Source organism: Pseudorhodoferax sp. Leaf267 (genome assembly GCF_001422405.1).
In the GTDB taxonomy this organism is placed as follows: domain Bacteria; phylum Pseudomonadota; class Gammaproteobacteria; order Burkholderiales; family Burkholderiaceae_C; genus Pseudorhodoferax.
Genome location: NZ_LMMV01000012.1, coordinates 416,967 through 432,368 on the forward strand (window position 1 = coordinate 416,967; position 15,402 = coordinate 432,368).

At 61.8% G+C, this 15,402-nt stretch carries 14 protein-coding genes and 1 pseudogene; 12 read left to right on the top strand and 3 right to left on the bottom strand.

The window, feature by feature from the left end:
• From ASF43_RS13780 to ASF43_RS13835, 11 genes are all read left to right on the top strand, one after another.
• The gene (locus ASF43_RS13780; protein ID WP_082497839.1) at window positions 1–1,230 is read left to right on the top strand and encodes a glycosyltransferase; all 1,230 of its coding nucleotides are present in this window, start codon (window positions 1–3) and stop codon (window positions 1,228–1,230) included.
• The gene (locus ASF43_RS13785; RefSeq protein WP_056181878.1) at window positions 1,227–2,321 is read left to right on the top strand and encodes a Gfo/Idh/MocA family protein; all 1,095 of its coding nucleotides are present in this window, start codon (window positions 1,227–1,229) and stop codon (window positions 2,319–2,321) included. The genes ASF43_RS13780 and ASF43_RS13785 overlap by 4 nt, the downstream gene beginning before the upstream one ends.
• Window positions 2,318–3,508: a glycosyltransferase gene (locus ASF43_RS29845; RefSeq protein WP_082497840.1), complete on the top strand. Its 1,191-nt coding sequence runs from the start codon at window positions 2,318–2,320 to the stop codon at window positions 3,506–3,508. The genes ASF43_RS13785 and ASF43_RS29845 overlap by 4 nt, the downstream gene beginning before the upstream one ends.
• Window positions 3,505–4,695, top strand: a complete 1,191-nt coding sequence (locus ASF43_RS13800; protein WP_056181886.1) for a glycosyltransferase family 4 protein — start codon at window positions 3,505–3,507, stop codon at window positions 4,693–4,695. Before ASF43_RS29845 ends, ASF43_RS13800 begins: the two co-directional genes overlap by 4 nt.
• Before the next feature lie 116 nt (window positions 4,696–4,811).
• Window positions 4,812–6,038, top strand: coding sequence for a polysaccharide pyruvyl transferase family protein (locus ASF43_RS13805; protein WP_056181888.1), 1,227 nt, complete (start codon window positions 4,812–4,814; stop codon window positions 6,036–6,038).
• 97 nt (window positions 6,039–6,135) lie between these two features.
• Window positions 6,136–7,188: a nitroreductase family protein gene (locus tag ASF43_RS13810; protein WP_082497842.1), complete on the top strand. Its 1,053-nt coding sequence runs from the start codon at window positions 6,136–6,138 to the stop codon at window positions 7,186–7,188.
• Window positions 7,189–7,218: 30 nt separating this feature from the next.
• Window positions 7,219–8,220 carry a glycosyltransferase family 2 protein gene (locus ASF43_RS13815; RefSeq protein ID WP_082497843.1) on the top strand — a complete coding sequence of 334 codons (1,002 nt, stop codon included), beginning with the start codon at window positions 7,219–7,221 and terminating at the stop codon, window positions 8,218–8,220.
• A gap of 13 nt (window positions 8,221–8,233) precedes the next feature.
• On the top strand, window positions 8,234–8,692 hold the full coding sequence (locus ASF43_RS13820) for a cytochrome c family protein (RefSeq protein WP_156373307.1): 459 nt from the start codon (window positions 8,234–8,236) through the stop codon (window positions 8,690–8,692).
• Window positions 8,689–9,093 (top strand): hypothetical protein, encoded by a 405-nt coding sequence (locus ASF43_RS13825; RefSeq protein ID WP_156373308.1) that lies wholly within the window; start codon window positions 8,689–8,691, stop codon window positions 9,091–9,093. Before ASF43_RS13820 ends, ASF43_RS13825 begins: the two co-directional genes overlap by 4 nt.
• A 9-nt stretch (window positions 9,094–9,102) precedes the next feature.
• Window positions 9,103–10,674 carry an FAD-dependent oxidoreductase gene (locus ASF43_RS13830; protein ID WP_056181903.1) on the top strand — a complete coding sequence of 524 codons (1,572 nt, stop codon included), beginning with the start codon at window positions 9,103–9,105 and terminating at the stop codon, window positions 10,672–10,674.
• Window positions 10,671–10,883, top strand: coding sequence for a hypothetical protein (locus ASF43_RS13835; protein WP_056181906.1), 213 nt, complete (start codon window positions 10,671–10,673; stop codon window positions 10,881–10,883). The genes ASF43_RS13830 and ASF43_RS13835 overlap by 4 nt, the downstream gene beginning before the upstream one ends.
• Window positions 10,884–11,003: 120 nt before the next feature.
• Here ASF43_RS13835 and ASF43_RS29850 read toward each other — a convergent pair.
• Window positions 11,004–11,381: pseudogene (locus tag ASF43_RS29850) on the bottom strand (transposase); the annotation flags it as partial.
• 143 nt (window positions 11,382–11,524) lie between these two features.
• On the opposite strand from ASF43_RS29850, the gene ASF43_RS13845 reads away from it, so the two are divergent.
• On the top strand, window positions 11,525–12,484 hold the full coding sequence (locus tag ASF43_RS13845; protein ID WP_056181911.1) for an IS5 family transposase: 960 nt from the start codon (window positions 11,525–11,527) through the stop codon (window positions 12,482–12,484).
• A 219-nt stretch (window positions 12,485–12,703) separates the two neighbouring features.
• On the opposite strand, the gene opgC is transcribed toward ASF43_RS13845, so the two are convergent.
• Complete coding sequence (gene opgC / locus ASF43_RS13850; protein WP_082497846.1) at window positions 12,704–13,849, bottom strand: OpgC domain-containing protein; 1,146 nt, start codon at window positions 13,847–13,849, stop codon at window positions 12,704–12,706.
• A gap of 8 nt (window positions 13,850–13,857) precedes the next feature.
• A complete protein-coding gene (locus ASF43_RS13855; RefSeq protein WP_056181917.1) occupies window positions 13,858–15,177 on the bottom strand; it encodes an O-antigen ligase in 1,320 nt (439 codons plus the stop codon).
• Window positions 15,178–15,402 lie beyond the last annotated feature (225 nt).

Below are 15,402 nucleotides of genomic sequence, written 5' to 3' on the forward strand. Positions count from 1 at the left end.
ATGCAGAACTTACCTTATGACAACGGCGAAATTCGCCGTCTCACGCCGTCGGTCGCAGCGAAGCCGCTGTGCGTATTGCTGGTCGATCCATCGCTCTACACCGCCCCTTACGACGCGGCGTTGACAGAGGGCCTGGTCAGCGCGGGTGTCACGCCGACTTGGGCCACGCGGCCGATACGGGCTGGTGACCGGCAGGAAATCCCTGCCGAATACGTTGACGATTTCTTCTACAAGCGCAGTGACGACGGCGGCGAGTCCCGCTGGCGCAACGTGCGCAAGGGCTTGGAGCACTTCCAAGGCTTGGTTTCGCTGGTTTCTAAGGTGTTCCAGCACAAGGCCAAGGTCGTGCACATCCAGTGGGTCGTCCTGCCGCTTTTCGATGCATTGGCCATCGGCGTGATCCGCTTGTTCCGGCCCGTCGTTCTAACGGTCCATGACACCATCCCTTTCAATGGCGAGCGGATGTCGCATTTGAAGCGCATGGGCTTTCATCTCCCGCTGCGCCTGGCCAATCATTTGATCTCGCACACCGTGACAGGGCGGCAACACCTGATCTCGGCCGGCATCCCGGCGGAAAAGATCAGCGTCATTGCCCACGGGCCCTTGAAGCTGCACCACCCGGTTGCGCCTCTGGCAGCGGACCACGGTGGGGACGTCGCCGTGCCCGACGGCAGACCATACAACATGGTGCTGTTCGGCGAAGTGAAGCCGTACAAGGGCCTGGACCTGCTGGTCGAGGCCGTGGGCTTGCTGGCGCCCGATGTTCAGAGCCGCGTCCGCATCACCGTGGCGGGGCGGCCGCGCATGGATCTGACCGGGATCCATAAGCGCATTGCCGAGCTGGGCATCGACGACTGCTTTCGCTTCGATCTGCGGCGTTTAAGCGAACAAGACATGGCCGATCTATTCTCTCAAGCTGACTGCTTCCTGTTCCCTTACCGCCAGATCGATGCCAGTGGCGTGTACTTCCTTGTCAAGTCACTTGGCCGATGGTTGATTGCCAGCAAAGTGGGCGTCTTCGCTGAGCAGATGGATGGCACGGACGACGGCCAGCTCGTGCCGAGTGGCGATGTCGTGGCGCTGGCAGAGGCATTGCACCATGCCGCCGTGAACAGGCCGCAAGCCCGTCCGATGGACAGCAAGGACTCCTGGGAAAGCATCGGCACGCAGACCCGCGGGCTGTACGAGCAACTGCTTCCAGACAACAAAACCGTACAGGTGCTGCGATGACGTCCAGAAAGTTTCGATGGGGCATCTTCGGCACTGGTGCGATCTCCACCAAGTTCATTGCTGGGCTCGAAACAGCCCGGGACGCGGAAGTCGTCTTCGTTGCATCGCGCACACTGGCGCGAGCACAGCAGTTCGTTGCCGGCGTCGGCTGCGGTCGTCCGGTCGAGGGTTACCTGGAATCGGCACGGCTGGGCGGCGTGGATGCGATCTACATTGCGACCCCGCCGTCCGAACACCTGGCGCACGCCCTCGCTTGCATCGAGGCCGGCATCCCGGTGCTCATCGAAAAGCCCATGGCCATGTCGGCGGCTGATGCGCGCTGCATCGCGGAGGCCGCGCGTGCACGCTCTGTCTTCGCCATGGAAGCCATGTGGACGCGCTTTTTGCCGGCTTCCACCGCTGCACGTGAGCAGATTGCTGCGCGGGCCATTGGCGATGTGCGGATGGTCAGCGGCGACTTTGGTACTTCGCAGCGGCCGGAATTGAGCAATGGCATGTTCAATCCACAGCTGGGCGGAGGGGCGCTTGCTCACCTCGGTGCATATCCGATCTCTCTGGGCCAGTGGCTCTTTGGTGAGCCTATCGACGTGCAGGCTATGGGCACGATTGGCGCGACAGGCGTCGACGAGGTCGTGTCGTTCCAGCTGCGCTACCCGAAGGACGTGATCGGCTCATTCCAGGTCAGCCTGCGGGCGTGGGGTACAGACGGATTCCATGTCATGGGTACGCATGGCGTGCTGGCATTCAGAGGCACGATTGTGCGCCCGCACGGCCTGCAGATCTCCAGCGAACAGCCGCGTGGCTACGACGAGGCGAAATTCGGATGGCGTGATCGAATGCGGCAAAACGCCTTCGTGCATCGATTAGCCCAGCAGCTGGATCGATCGGGTCGTGGCACTGGGCGTCGGCAACCCCACCATTACGCTGGCAACGGATACCACTACCAGATGGACGAGGTGCGCGCCTGCATCGAACGCGGCGATCTCGAAAGTAAAACCATGCCGCTCGGCGACAGCATCGCAGTCGCCGCGACTGCAGACCGGATCAGGGCCTGCATCACAGGTGAGCGACGCAGCGGGAGCACGGCTTGAAGCAGAAGGTGTTGGTCTACAAGTCGGATCTGTTGCCGTATTCGGAGACATTTATCCGTGAGCAAGTGCGTGCCTGCAGGACCTGGCACCCCGTCCTCGTTGGCACGCGTGCCGTGAACGGCCTGCCGCTAGACGACCTCGACGTGCGTTACCTGCGCCGACGCGGCAGCGGCAGATTCGAAGAGGCCGCGTGGAAGGTGCTGCGCGAGCTCGATGTGCCGCCGCCTGGAGTCGTGCGCAAATTGCGCCATGAACAAGCCGCACTGGTTCACGTGCATTTCGGTACCGAGGTCGTCGCCATGTGGCCAACCTTGCAACGCCTCGGGCTCCCGGTGCTGGTCACCCTCCATGGTTCAGACATCAGCATGCACCGCAGCTGGTGGGAGGCGCCTGGGCGTGGCCCGGCATCGCGAAACTACCCGAGTCGGCTCGTGGCCCTGGCGCGTGACGAGAAGGTGCATTTCATCGCTGTGAGTGAGGCCGTGCGAAAAACGGCCATCGCCTACGGCATTGCGCACGATCGGGTGCACGTGCGCTACATCGGCATCGATCTGCAGCAGTTTCGTCCCGGCGGTGCGCCTGTCGGCGAACGCGCAAAGCGCATCCTCTATGTCGGCCGGATGGTCGAGAAGAAGGGCGGCCAGCACCTGATCGCGGCCTTTGCGGCCGTGCGCGCGCGCATGCCCGACGCCGAGCTGATCATGATCGGCGACGGGCCGTTGCTGGCGCAGTTCCAGGCCCAGGCGAACAGTCTCGGCGTGCCTGTGCAATGGATGGGTCGACAGCCCAGCGACGTGGTGCGTCGCGAGTTCGAGCAAGCCAGTGTGTTCTGCCTGCCCAGCGTGACCGCCGAGAACGGCGATGCGGAGGGCCTGCCGATCGTGATCATGGAGGCGCAGGCCTGCGGCGTTCCTGTGGTCACTTCGGCCCGTGGCGGGGCGACCGAAGGCATCGTGCATGGCGAAACGGGCCTGGCCTTCGCCGAGGGCGATGTCGAGGGCCTGACACAGGCGCTTTTGCGCGTCCTCGGCGAGCCCGGCCTGGCAGCCCGCATGGCCGAAGCCGCCGTGCCCTTCGCGCGCGCGCGCTTCGACTTGCAGCGCTGCACGGCCCTGCTGGAGTCTGACTACGACAGCTGGGCCCAGCGCGTGCGGCCTGGCAACGCACCTGTAGGTGCGGCCGCGTGAAGATCGTTTTCGTCGGCACGCTCTACGCGCCCAACGGCGTCGGTGGCGCCGAGCGCACTGTGCAGACGATTGCCGAAATGGCGGTTCGCCTGGGCCACGAGGTGGCCGTCATCAGCCTGGCCCCGGACGGGGTGGCGCGCAGTGGCGAGTTCAACGGCGTGCGCACACATTACGTGCCAGTGGCCAACATCCACTTTCCGGTCGGGCCGTACCGCAGCGCCGCGCGCCGCGCCCTGTGGCACGTCATCGATGCCTACAACCCCGTGATGGGTCGGCGCGTGGGCCGCCTGCTGGACCAAGAACAGCCCGATGTGGTGCAAACTGGAAATCTGCTGGGCTTCTCTGCATCCGTCTGGCAAGCAGCCCGCAGGCGGGGCATTCCCGTCGTGCAGATGCTGCACGACTACTACATGGGGTGTGCCAACTCGTCGATGTTCAAGCGCGGCACGAATTGCCAGCGCCAATGCACCAGCTGCCGCATCTTCACCTGGCCACGCCGTGTCACCTCGGATACGCCGAGTGCCGTGATCTCGCTGAGCGCGCGTCTGCTCCAGCGGGTGGAAGCGACGGGCATGTTTCCCCATGTGGGCAAGAAGGTCGTGATCCATGGTGCCAGCGACCTGCAGCTCCAGCCTGATGCACCGCGCCCCACGGGCCCGGGCCTGACCGTGGGCTATCTGGGCCGTCTGGAATCGACCAAGGGCCTGGAGTTCATGCTCGACGGACTCGCGCAGGTGCCCGAGGTGCGCGTGCTGCTGGCCGGCAAGGGCGACGAAGACTATGTGCAAGGCCTCAAGCAGCGTTACCAGGAAGCCCGCCACATCGAGTTTCTGGGCTTCATCAAGCCGCAGGACCTGTTTGCGCGCATCGACCTGCTGCTGGTGCCCTCGATGTGGGAAGAACCGCTGGGCCGCGTGATTTACGAGGCCTACACGTACGGCATCGCATCCATCGTATCGCGCGGCGGGGGCATGCCAGAGATCGTGGAAGAGGGCAGGACCGGCTACGTCGTGGAGCCCGGCGATTCGGCGGCGCTCGCCGCGCTGGTCAATCGGCTTGCCCAAGGCTGGGATAGGGATGCGTTTCGCGCGGCTTGCCTGGCCAAGAGCCGCGAGTTCCGGGTCGAGCGCCTGATCCATGCCTATCTGGACGTGTGGTCGCATGCCATGACGGTCGCAGCAAAGTGAGGTCTGCATCGCGACTGCCCTCGTGGACTGTTGCGCTTCCGCGCCCGCGGCACCGCTGCTGGACGCATGCCGGCGTGGAGATGGATTGGGTACCGGCCTAAACAATGGAGAGACAAATGAAGATTGTGATCACCGGTATCAGTGGATATCGCAACCGAGGGGTCGAAGCGCTCGGTGAGACGGCGATCACCGAGATGCGTGCGCTCTGGCCGAACGCCGCCTTCACCGTCGTGACGACTGACCCCGTGTACGACGCCAGTCGCAATTCCAAGGACGTCCGAGTCCTGCGCGACTCGCCTGGCTTCTTCCGGCAGAGCCGCATGCGGCGCAACGTTCTAGAGGCGCTCGCACCTCGCAAGAGGCTTTCGCATGCGCACGCGGTGTTGGCGGCCATCCGAGAGGCTGATCTCGTCGTCGCTTCCGGAGGGGATGTCTTCAGTTCCGAATACGGAACCGGCTTGCTTCGGCGCCAGCTGGGCTTGCTGGATGCGGCGCAGAGTGCTGGCCGCAAGACTGCGTTCCTCGCACACTCCATCGGGCCATTCAAGACCGACGCTGAGATCGCGCTCATCAAGCCCGTGCTGCAGGCCAGCTCCCTGATCACCGTCCGCGAATCTTTCACGCGCAGTTATGTGGTCGACAAGATCGGCATTTCTGCCGAACAGGTGCTGTTGACCAGTGACGTTGCTTTTCTTTTGCCGCCGAACGAGGCGGAGCGGGCACGACGCATCGCCGCGCTGATTGGCCTGCCTGCCGGTGTTCCCTATGTGGCGCTAGGTCCGAGCGAGGGCATCACCTTGTTTTCCGATGCGCGCGACCGTGCGAGGCATGACACTGCCTGGATTGAAACGGTGCAGCATTTCCTTGAGACAACCGATCGTCATGTCGTTCTGATCCCGCACGTCCAGGATGCCAATCTCTTCAATGACGACGCTCAGATCGCCTTCCGTTTGGCGGAACGCCTGAACTTCCCGGAGCGCTTGCACATTGCAGCAGGGCCTCTTTCTGCGCGTGACTACAAGAGCTTGGTCGCCGGCGCCGACTTCTTTGCCGGCGAACGCATGCACGCGTGTATTGCCGCGTTGTCGTCGATCGTGCCGTGCCTGGTGATCAGCTATTCGGTCAAGGCCAGGGGCATCGTGAATGACATCCTGGAAGACCATGCACACGACGGTGTCGTGCTGTCCGTGGCCGACTTCGTCAGCCACCCCGACCGTGGCACATTGCTGTCCACCGCATGGGAGCGGCGCGACGCCCTGCGGCTGATCCTGGCGCAGCGGATTCCAGTGATCGCGAAACGTGCCAGAAGCAACTTCGACGCTTTGCGGGCCCTATTCACGTGAACACAGCCGCGCTTGGACAGTCGATGGCACGCCTGCTGCTAGCGAGATGGGCCGCTAGAGCAGATTTTCAGCGGTAGCGTTTGTCAGGCGGAACACCATGTTTGCAGGAGCATTTCTCCGAAAGGTCCTCGTCCATCCCATTGACACTGCCGTACGGCGCTTTCCGGCCGCACGCGAGCGTTGGGACGGCTTCAAGCGCAAGCTAAAGCATTACCGCAAGCTGGAATACTTTCGTTGGGATCTGGGCAAGTCCAGGCGCCACATGGTCTGGCGTGCCACCGACGACAGCTACGTCAAGCTCAGCGCCGAACTGCTGTACCAGTACCACAAGCTCGAGAAAGGCCTGTGCCTGACCGATTCGACCCGGTTCTTCGGCAAGGACGCCGCACGGGCCGTGATGCATGTGGTCACGCGCTGGCGCCAGGCGGGGCATCCGCGCACGGACCGCGTCTATGTCGGGGCGATCGAATCCCTGCGCTCGTACCGAGGCAAGCTCCGGCCATTGCATCTGCCCGATGCCGATGGCGACTCCGTGCTGCTCGACATCGACGTGATCCTCGTGGATGAGCCACTCCGGCCCGAACTCGCGACGCCGGTACCGTTCAGGCCGTCAGCCGACACGAGCGACGCGTTCGAGCGGCTGTGCCAGGAGCGCCGCAGCGTGCGCGCCTACAGCCCAACCCCGGTCGACCAGGGCCTTCTCGAAAGGGCCATCGGCATAGCGCAATGGAGCCCGAGCGTCTGCAACCGCCAGGCCTGGCGCGTCCACATCTACCGCGACCGGGACCAGATCGCCCGGCTGCTGCATCTTCAGAACGGCAATGGTGGCTTCGGGCATCAGCTGTCCACGCTGCTGGTTATCGCTATGGACAGCACCGCGTTCTTCGACGCCACCGAGCGCAACCAGCAGTTCATCGACGCGGGTCTGTTCTCCATGTCGTTGATCCTGTCGCTGCAGTCGTTGGGCCTGGCCAGCTGCTGCTTAAACTGGAGTGTCATACCCGCCCATGACGTGCGCGCGCATCGGGAAGGCGGCATCCCCGAGAACCAACGCATCATCATGTACATGGCGGTCGGGCATGCGGCGGATGGGGCACTGGTGCCGCGATCCCCGCGCCGTGAACTGCAGAACGTCGTGACGACACACTGATCCGGTCGCCAGCACAAGCTCCACGAATCCATGAACACGCCAACAGACCCCCTTTCGCCGCAAGCAAGCCCTCCCGCCGTCTCCGTCGTCATCCCGCTCTACAACAAGCAAGGCACTATCGCGCGGACGGTGCGCTCCATCCAGTCCCAGACATGGACCGACTTCGAGGCCATCGTGGTGGACGACGGCAGCACCGATGCGAGCTGGGATCTGCTGCTGTCCTCCGGCGCTGCCGCCGATGGGCGATTCCGCTGTGTCCGCCAACAGAACGCGGGGCCGGGCGCGGCCCGCAATGCCGGCGCCAAACTGGCCAGGGGTCGCTATCTTGCATTCCTGGACGCAGACGACGAGTGGGAGCCAGGGCACTTGCAGCGCGCAACGGCATGCCTGCAGAGCTCGCCAGGATGCCGTGTCTACGTGTCGGCCTATGACACGGGTCAATACCAATCGCTCCAGGTGAACCTGCTGCAGAAATGCATAGCGCAGTCAGGGCGCTGGTCGCTGGAGCCGGGCCTCGGCCCGGTGGGTGTCAAGCGCGTCGTCGACGCCTGCCAGGTCAGCTGCCTTGTCATGGAGACCGCACTTTTCTGGCACTACGGCGGCTTCTACGAGAAAAACCGAAGCACCTTCGGCGAGGACATCTACCTGGTGATCCAAGTGGTCTTCGGCTCCGATATCTGGTTCGAACTGGAGCCGCTCGTGCACTTCCACGTGGAGGACTCCGAACTCGGCGTCAAGCGCGTGGGGGAGCGGCCGATCCGTCCGCACCTGCTCGAGCCGGAGCCGCTGGTCGCGCACTGCCCACCAGAGCGGCGGGCGCAGCTGGCAACCCTGTTCGCGTACTACCGCCTGCTGGAGACGGAAAAGTTTGCCCGCAAGGGTGACTGGGGCACGATCACGCGCATGCGCCGGCAATACGGCTGGCCCGGCAAGGTACCGATGGCGATGCGGTTGCGCGAGTGGAAAGTGCCCGTGCGCACCCTGGTCGGGGGGCTTCAGCGCACGCTGAACATGCCAAGCGCACGCTCGTGAGCCGTTCCGATGGTTGCTCATCCAAGGCATTCGAATGCGCCCTGACGTTCCGGTGAAAAGGCGGGTTGGCATCTGGCGCGGTGCGCTGCTGTGGTTCGTCGCCATCCTGGCCTGGCAGTCGCTGCGGCATCTCGGCCCGCAGGAAGACGCGCAAGCCGTTGCGCAGGCCCATGTGGCAAGCCGGCTGCGGGGGCAGGCTGCCGTCGAGATGTGCGCGGCCTGCCACACACTGACATTCCGCGAGAACCGCATCGGCCCGCCATTGGTCGACGTGATCGGCAGGCGCGCCGGCACCGAGCCCGGCTACGCCTATTCGGATGCCATGCGGTCCAGCGGCCTGGTCTGGGATCGCGACACCCTGCGCAGGTTCCTGCAGGACCCGCGCGGCACCGTGCCGGGAACCGCGATGGCCATCAGCGGCGTGGCGCCAGAGGACGTGCAGGCGATCATCGATTTTCTGGAGGACAAATGACAGCGACAGCTGAGCACTGCGCCGACAAGAGCGCGTGGAGCCGCAGGCAGGTGTTGCGGGCCGCAGGCAGCGCAGGCATTGCGCCAGGCCTGTCTTCGGCGGGGCATGGCGTGCAAGAACCGCGCGCGCTGGTGTTGGCCCGCGAACTCGGCCTGACGGGCATGGGCGCTCGCGAGCTCATCCGCCAGGTGGGCGACGCGGTCGGCCCGCAACGCATGGCGCAGCAGCGCCTGGCACTGCTGCACCGCATGGACGCTTGCCACTACGCCACGGCCGAGCTGGTCGACATGTTGCGCATGTGGGGCCGGGAGGACTTCGCACAGGACCGTACGACGACCGTGGGAGGCCTGCGCTTTGCCGACACCGAGATCGCGCTGTTCGCACTGGTGGCCCACGCATAGGCGCGCACGATGGCAAATTACATCGATGCGCGTGCATCGCTCGCTCCGCAAATCCAGGCCGACATCTGCATCGTCGGGGCCGGGGCGGCTGGCGTCACCCTGGCGGTGACGCTGGCACAGGCGAACCTGAAGGTGGTGCTGGTCGAGTCAGGATCGCGCCAGATCGAAGGCGCGACCCAGCAGCTCTACAACGCGCGCCAGACTGGGCTGCGTTACTACAACATGGCGGCCTGTCGGCTGCGTTACTTCGGCGGCACCACCAACCACTGGAGCGGCTACTGCCGTGAAAACGACCCCATCGACTACGAGGGGCGACCTGACCTGGGCGTGCCTGCATGGCCGATCGGGTACGACGACGTCGCGCCGTATGTCAAGAAGGCGATCGCCCTGATGCGGCTCCCGGTCGCCGAGTTCGATCCCGTGGTCAAGGCGGCCCGCTACGGTGTTCGACGCGAACATCTCATCGACCGCGTTTCCGACGACTTCGAAACCAAGGTCTTCCAGATCGTTGAGAAGCGGCGTATTCATGACCTCCATGGCGGTGCCCTGCAGGCGCAGAGCGGGTTGGACGTCTACCTCAACGCCAACGTCACGCACCTGCAGTTGAACCCGGCCGGGAACCAGGTCACGAGCGCCACGATCAAGACGCTGTTGGGCCAGTCGGCGATCGTTACGGCCAAGGTCTTCGTGTTGTGCGCGCATGCCGTTGAGAACGCGCGGCTGCTGCTCGCGTCTGACGACGTGCAGCCGATGGGCATCGGCAACCGGTTCGACCATGTGGGCCGCTACTTCATGGAGCACGCCTACCTGTACTCGGGTGTGCTGTTCCCCAGTGCCAAATTTCCACTGCTGTACAACGCCCAGTGGTCCACCAACCGGGGCATGAACAGTAACCTCGGATTCTCGGCCAAGGCGATGCGGCGCGAGAAGATCCTGCAGTATTACTGCCGCTTCGTACCCATCTACCGCGATCGGCCCATGTTGGCGGCATTCGGTCGCCTGTCCAATGACTTCTGGTCACGCGGCAGCATGGAAGCCATCGAAGCACTGAAGACCATCGCTGGCGACATGCCAGGCGCCGCGCGGATGGCCGCCGCGCGCGTGCGCCACGGTGCCGCGCCGCCCGTGGCGTATGAGCTGGACCACCGGATCGAGCAGGCCCCCAACCCCGATTCGCGCGTCACGCTCGGCCCGGCGAGGGACGCGCTGGGCGTGCGCGAGGTCGTTCTGCACTGGGCGCTCAACGACCTGGATTTCCACACCTTCACGCGCGGCCAGGCGCTCATCAAGGAATCGGTCGAACGCCTGGGCCTTGGCCGCGTCGATGCGCCCGCACTCACCCCACAGGTGATCCGCGACAACGTGAAAGGCCACTACCACCACATTGGCACCACCCGCATGAGCGCGCGGCCGCAGGACGGTGTCGTCGATCAGAACTGCCGCGTGCATGGCGTCGGCAACCTGTATGTCGGCGGCAGCAGCATCTTCACCACGGCCGGCTATTCCGGCCCGACCATGATGATCGTGGCGTTTGCGTTGCGACTGGCCGACCACCTGCAAACAACTTGGAAGCGCGCATGAAGGCCTGGCCGATCCAACTGCTTGCGCCGTGGATCTTGTTCTTCCTGCCCTGGAGTGCGGCTGCATTCCAGCGCCGCTGGGCCATGGCGGCCTGCCTGTTCCTGGCATGGGCAGGCGGCCTTGCGTGTGCGACCTGGCTGTGGTTCGGACCGGGCGTTGCGTTGTTCGTTCTGACCGGTGTGTTGGCGGTGCTGACGACCAGGTTCTAAGTCCTGGCTCCGCGGCCGGTGCCTTTGCTCCAACGCGCGCGGTTGCCTCGCAAGGTTCTCCTAGCGCATCTTCCAGGCCAGCATCCCGCCACGTTCATGCGTCAATGCTGGCCGCCAGCAGGCCAGCAGCGTCTCCACGCCTTCTTCTCCGACACGCTTTCTCCAGCGCGTCAGGCTGGACGGATCGATGGGCAGTGCGGTCCGCAGGTAGGTCTGGCCACAGAAGAACTGCCAGCACGGGTTATCCACTCGGGTGTTGACCATCACCTCGTCGGAGGCATCGAAGGTGTGCTGCAGGTACAGAAGTCCGGCCACCATACGTGCCGGCAGGGCTAGCCGGCCGCGGCCCGAAGATAACGACACCGCGAACGTGCGCTCGATCTCGGCCCAGTCGATCAGCGCGGCAAGTCGAACCAGCGAATGCTTCATGTTGATCTGCACGTCCAGCCGTAGACAGAGCAGCTCGGCCGTCTGCGGCAGCGAAGGCTTTGGACCCATCGGACTCCCTCGGAGCAACTTGCAAGAAAACAAGTACCGGCAAATCCATACTTTGCAAATCCTGCGCCCATCAATTAGGAACGGTCTGCACAAATCCGCTCGCGATGTGCTCGGCGAACTGACGCGCTGACAAAATCTGAGCCATGAAGCATGCCGACCTGGGCCTGAACCTGACGACCAAGCGCACACGAAAGCGCGAGTTCCTGGCAGAGAAGGAGCGCGTGGTGCCGTGGGCAGCGCTGATCAGCCTGATCACGCCGTACGCGCCCGAAGGCAAGCGCGGTCGCCCGCCGTTTGCCGTGGAGACCATGCTGCGCATCCACTTCATGCAACAGTGGTTCACGCTCAGCGATCCGGCGATGGAAGAGTCGCTGCACGACGTGCCGCTGTTCCGCGAATTCGCAGGCTTGAATTGGGACACGCCGCTGCCCGACGAGACCACGATCCTGCGGTTCCGCCGATTGCTGGAAGAACACAAGCTGACTCCGCAGATCCTGGCATTGGTCAACGAATTACTGGGTGCCAAGGGCTTGATGCTGCGTGCCGGCACGGTGGTGGACGCCACGCTGATCTCTGCACCCAGTTCGACCAAGAATGCTTCGGGCGAGCGCGACCCGCAGATGAAGCAGAGCAAGAAGGGCAACCAGTGGTACTTTGGCATGAAGGCCCACATCGGCGTGGATGCGGACTCGGGCCTGGTGCACACCGTGCGCGGTACCGCTGGCAACGTCAATGATGTGGTCGAGGCCAACACCTTGCTGCACGGCGAAGAAATCGAAGCATGGGGCGACGCAGGCTACCAAGGCGCCGGCAAGCGCCCCGACGCCAAGGACGGCGTGCGCTGGAACCTCGCCATGCGCCCGGGCAAGCGCAAACTGCTGGACAAAACCAAGCTGATCGACGACCTGACCGATCAGATCGAAAGCATCAAGGCCAGCATCCGGGCCAAAGTTGAGCATCCGTTCCGGGTGATCAAGCGCCAGTTTGGCCACGTCAAGGTGCGCTATCGCGGGCTGGTGAAGAACACCGCGCAGCTGCACACGCTGTTTGCGCTGTCCAACCTGTGGATGGCGCGGAGAACTTTGATGGGAGCGCAGGCATGAGTGCGCCTGCAAATGGCAAAGGGGCTGGAAAACAGGCCGACGACGGCCCCGTACCGAACACTGAACGGCTTGACGTCGTGCATTGGATCGACTGCTCAGCATCAGCACATCTCAAAGCGCATTGCGCAGAGCTTCCTTAGAGGAACTGCGAAACAGATCAAAGATTTGACGGTTGTGTAGGGCCGCCTCCTTATCGCAGCGCGCCGTGTGCGATGATGGTCATCGCCATGGTTCGCTTCTGATAAATTCCATAAATCGGGCGAAACAGTAAATAGACGCCACTACGAAAACTCCGGTGAATGCCAATACTGCCACATGAATGCCGAGCTTCGTGAGGACCGTTGCTGCCGTGATGTAGCAAATTACTGTGCTGAAGCAAAACGTCTCCAAAGAAAACCGCCCGACCCGGGCCGTCTCCCGCCCGAGCCACCAGCTTTCAATCGCACCATCCCGCGGCAAAATGGAAAACAGGAAAACTAGCGACAGTAAAAAATGAACAATGCGCAAAATGCCGAGATGCTGTTTGCCCAAAATTCCGAAAAAAGCCTCTTCATGAAAGCCGCTCCAGCCAAGAATGGCTAGCGCCTTCAAAACAAAAATGATGCCAAGAGGAATTCCTGTGCCGATGATAAGCGCCCATTTCGCTTTGGACTTGAGCCAATCAAACAGCTTGATACGTGCTGCGACAAGTCCGAAGCAGAAAATGAGCTGCCACGACAGAGGGTTGAAACCCCAGTAGTTGCCAGAGCGATAGATGGTCCAATCGGGTTTAATCTGCGACAAGCCCCAGAGCGCTAACGACACTCCGAGCAAAGCGACAACATTCCATCGACAGATATAAAGCAACAACGGTGTGGCAAGCAGCAGCACCATGTACAGTTGCAAGATGTCAAAAAACGCGGGGCCGTCCTGCAATAACGCAAAGTTAGCCAGCGCGTCGAAGCCATTGGTTTGTTGGGCGCGGTCAAATTGTGTTGCGCTCAAGATCTGCAGGTCGGCATCGAAAAGAACGCCGACGGCAAGCGCGGAAATCACCCACGTGATGATATTGAAGCAGTACAGTTGCCATGCTCGGTGGAATGCGCGGGCGCCCAGAAGTAGCAATCCCTTCTGATTCAAGGTCCTGATATAGACCAAGCCGATTACATACCCCGAGAAAAAAACAAAGAACTCGGCAGCACTCGACCAGCCGAGGTGCGTCCAAGTGACGAACGGAAAATGTGCCGGCGTTGGCGCCATTGCACGCTTGACCATCCAGCCCAGATGATCCAACGCAATCATCAAAATAAATGCGCCGCGCAAAAAGTCGATGTTGACATCTCGGCCCACAGCCCGCGTAGAGATGGAATTTTTCAGAACGTTCATGGGTGCTTTTAGGATTCAGGCAGCTTGTCAGGGCCGGCTGTGATTGACTCGTCGACTTTTTCCAGCTTTGGTGCGAAGACCGGCCAAAGCAAAACAGACGTGAATATACCCATCACAGTTGGTGAGTATGCGCCGTTGAGGAAAAGCATGGTACACAAGCCGAGGCTGCAAGCAATTGGCAGCCTACTCATGAAAATTAGCCGGATCAAGAAGTAGAAGAAAATGGTTCCACCAATCAAGCCGTACTCAAAGAATATCTTGGAGAACCCCATCTCAGCCGCAACATACTGAGACATGAAAGAGTACTTGGTGAAGCTGCCAGCTCCCAGGCCAAACAAGATTCTGAATGGGTCGACAAGCCAGTGTTCCTTGAATACATACACCCATGCGCCGAATCGCGCAAAACCACTCGATCCGGTCGACTGGACCTCTGTGGCGCGATTCAGAAAAACATTCAAATTCAAGGGCTCCGCAAATATTGCGAGAACGCCCACTGCGCATGCCCCGACCAGGATGATGTCCCAGCGTCGGTTGAACACAACCAGAGCGCCAAGCCCGACGATCAGGATCAAGATGCCCGTGCCTGAATAAGTCAAGGCAAGAGCGCCAATGTAAATCGCCAAACGACTTTTTCTTGCCCAGAACGACAGTTCAAACAGCAGCCCGAGCGCGGTGATCTGGCTGAAGGTAGAAGGTTCCAACATGAAAACGCCGTTGGCCTTGAAGACATTGGCTCTATACGACAAAGGGTTCAGGTTGTTGTACCCTTGAACCGTGAAAATATCCGGGAGAAAAAACTCAATCGGAAAGGCGTAGCGCGCGCCTATGACAAACTGGGCGCCATACTGCACCACCCCGCAAATTGCCAGGCATGTCGCAACCTGGCCAAAAATATAATATGCATTCAAACTGCCAAGCACTCTCTCAGCCCGCTGCTGCGGTTTGAACTGAAATATGAATGGGGCAAAGAACGCGGCCAGAAAAATAAAGGAATTGAGCGAAAACCTCGCATCTTGCACGGCCTGAACCAATCCGGTCGTGCCGATCAGCGCGGTGTACAAGAGAAGGCGCTCTGTGTTGACGACGAATACGCTCGTGCACGCTAGGAGCGCGGTGATCAACAATGTCAGCGGCATGCTGATTCCAAAACCCATCCCACCCAATGGCGGCACGGAGATTTTTGCCAGGAACGTGGATGCCAGCAGCGGGGTGACAAGCGCAAACAGCAGCCAGCGCTGTCGCCGATTCCACTCCTCTTGATCACCGAGAGCATATTCGTCGAGAATGATGGACGGGCTTTCAAGCTCCGGGTTGCTGTTCAACTTCATTTCAATCGATCTCGAGGCATATTAGGCAGACAACACCCAATTTCGGTTTGTGCCAGCGAATTGTATGCAGCGCACATGTGTCAAATGGCTTGTGCATCTGTAAGCAATCTTGCTTGGTGCTGTATTGATGTGCAGCGCAGGCTCGCATTTGTAAAAACCCTTAAATGCCTGTCGCCTTTAGAATGCAACACATTTGGATGTTAGCATGGCCACGATAGTGAAATT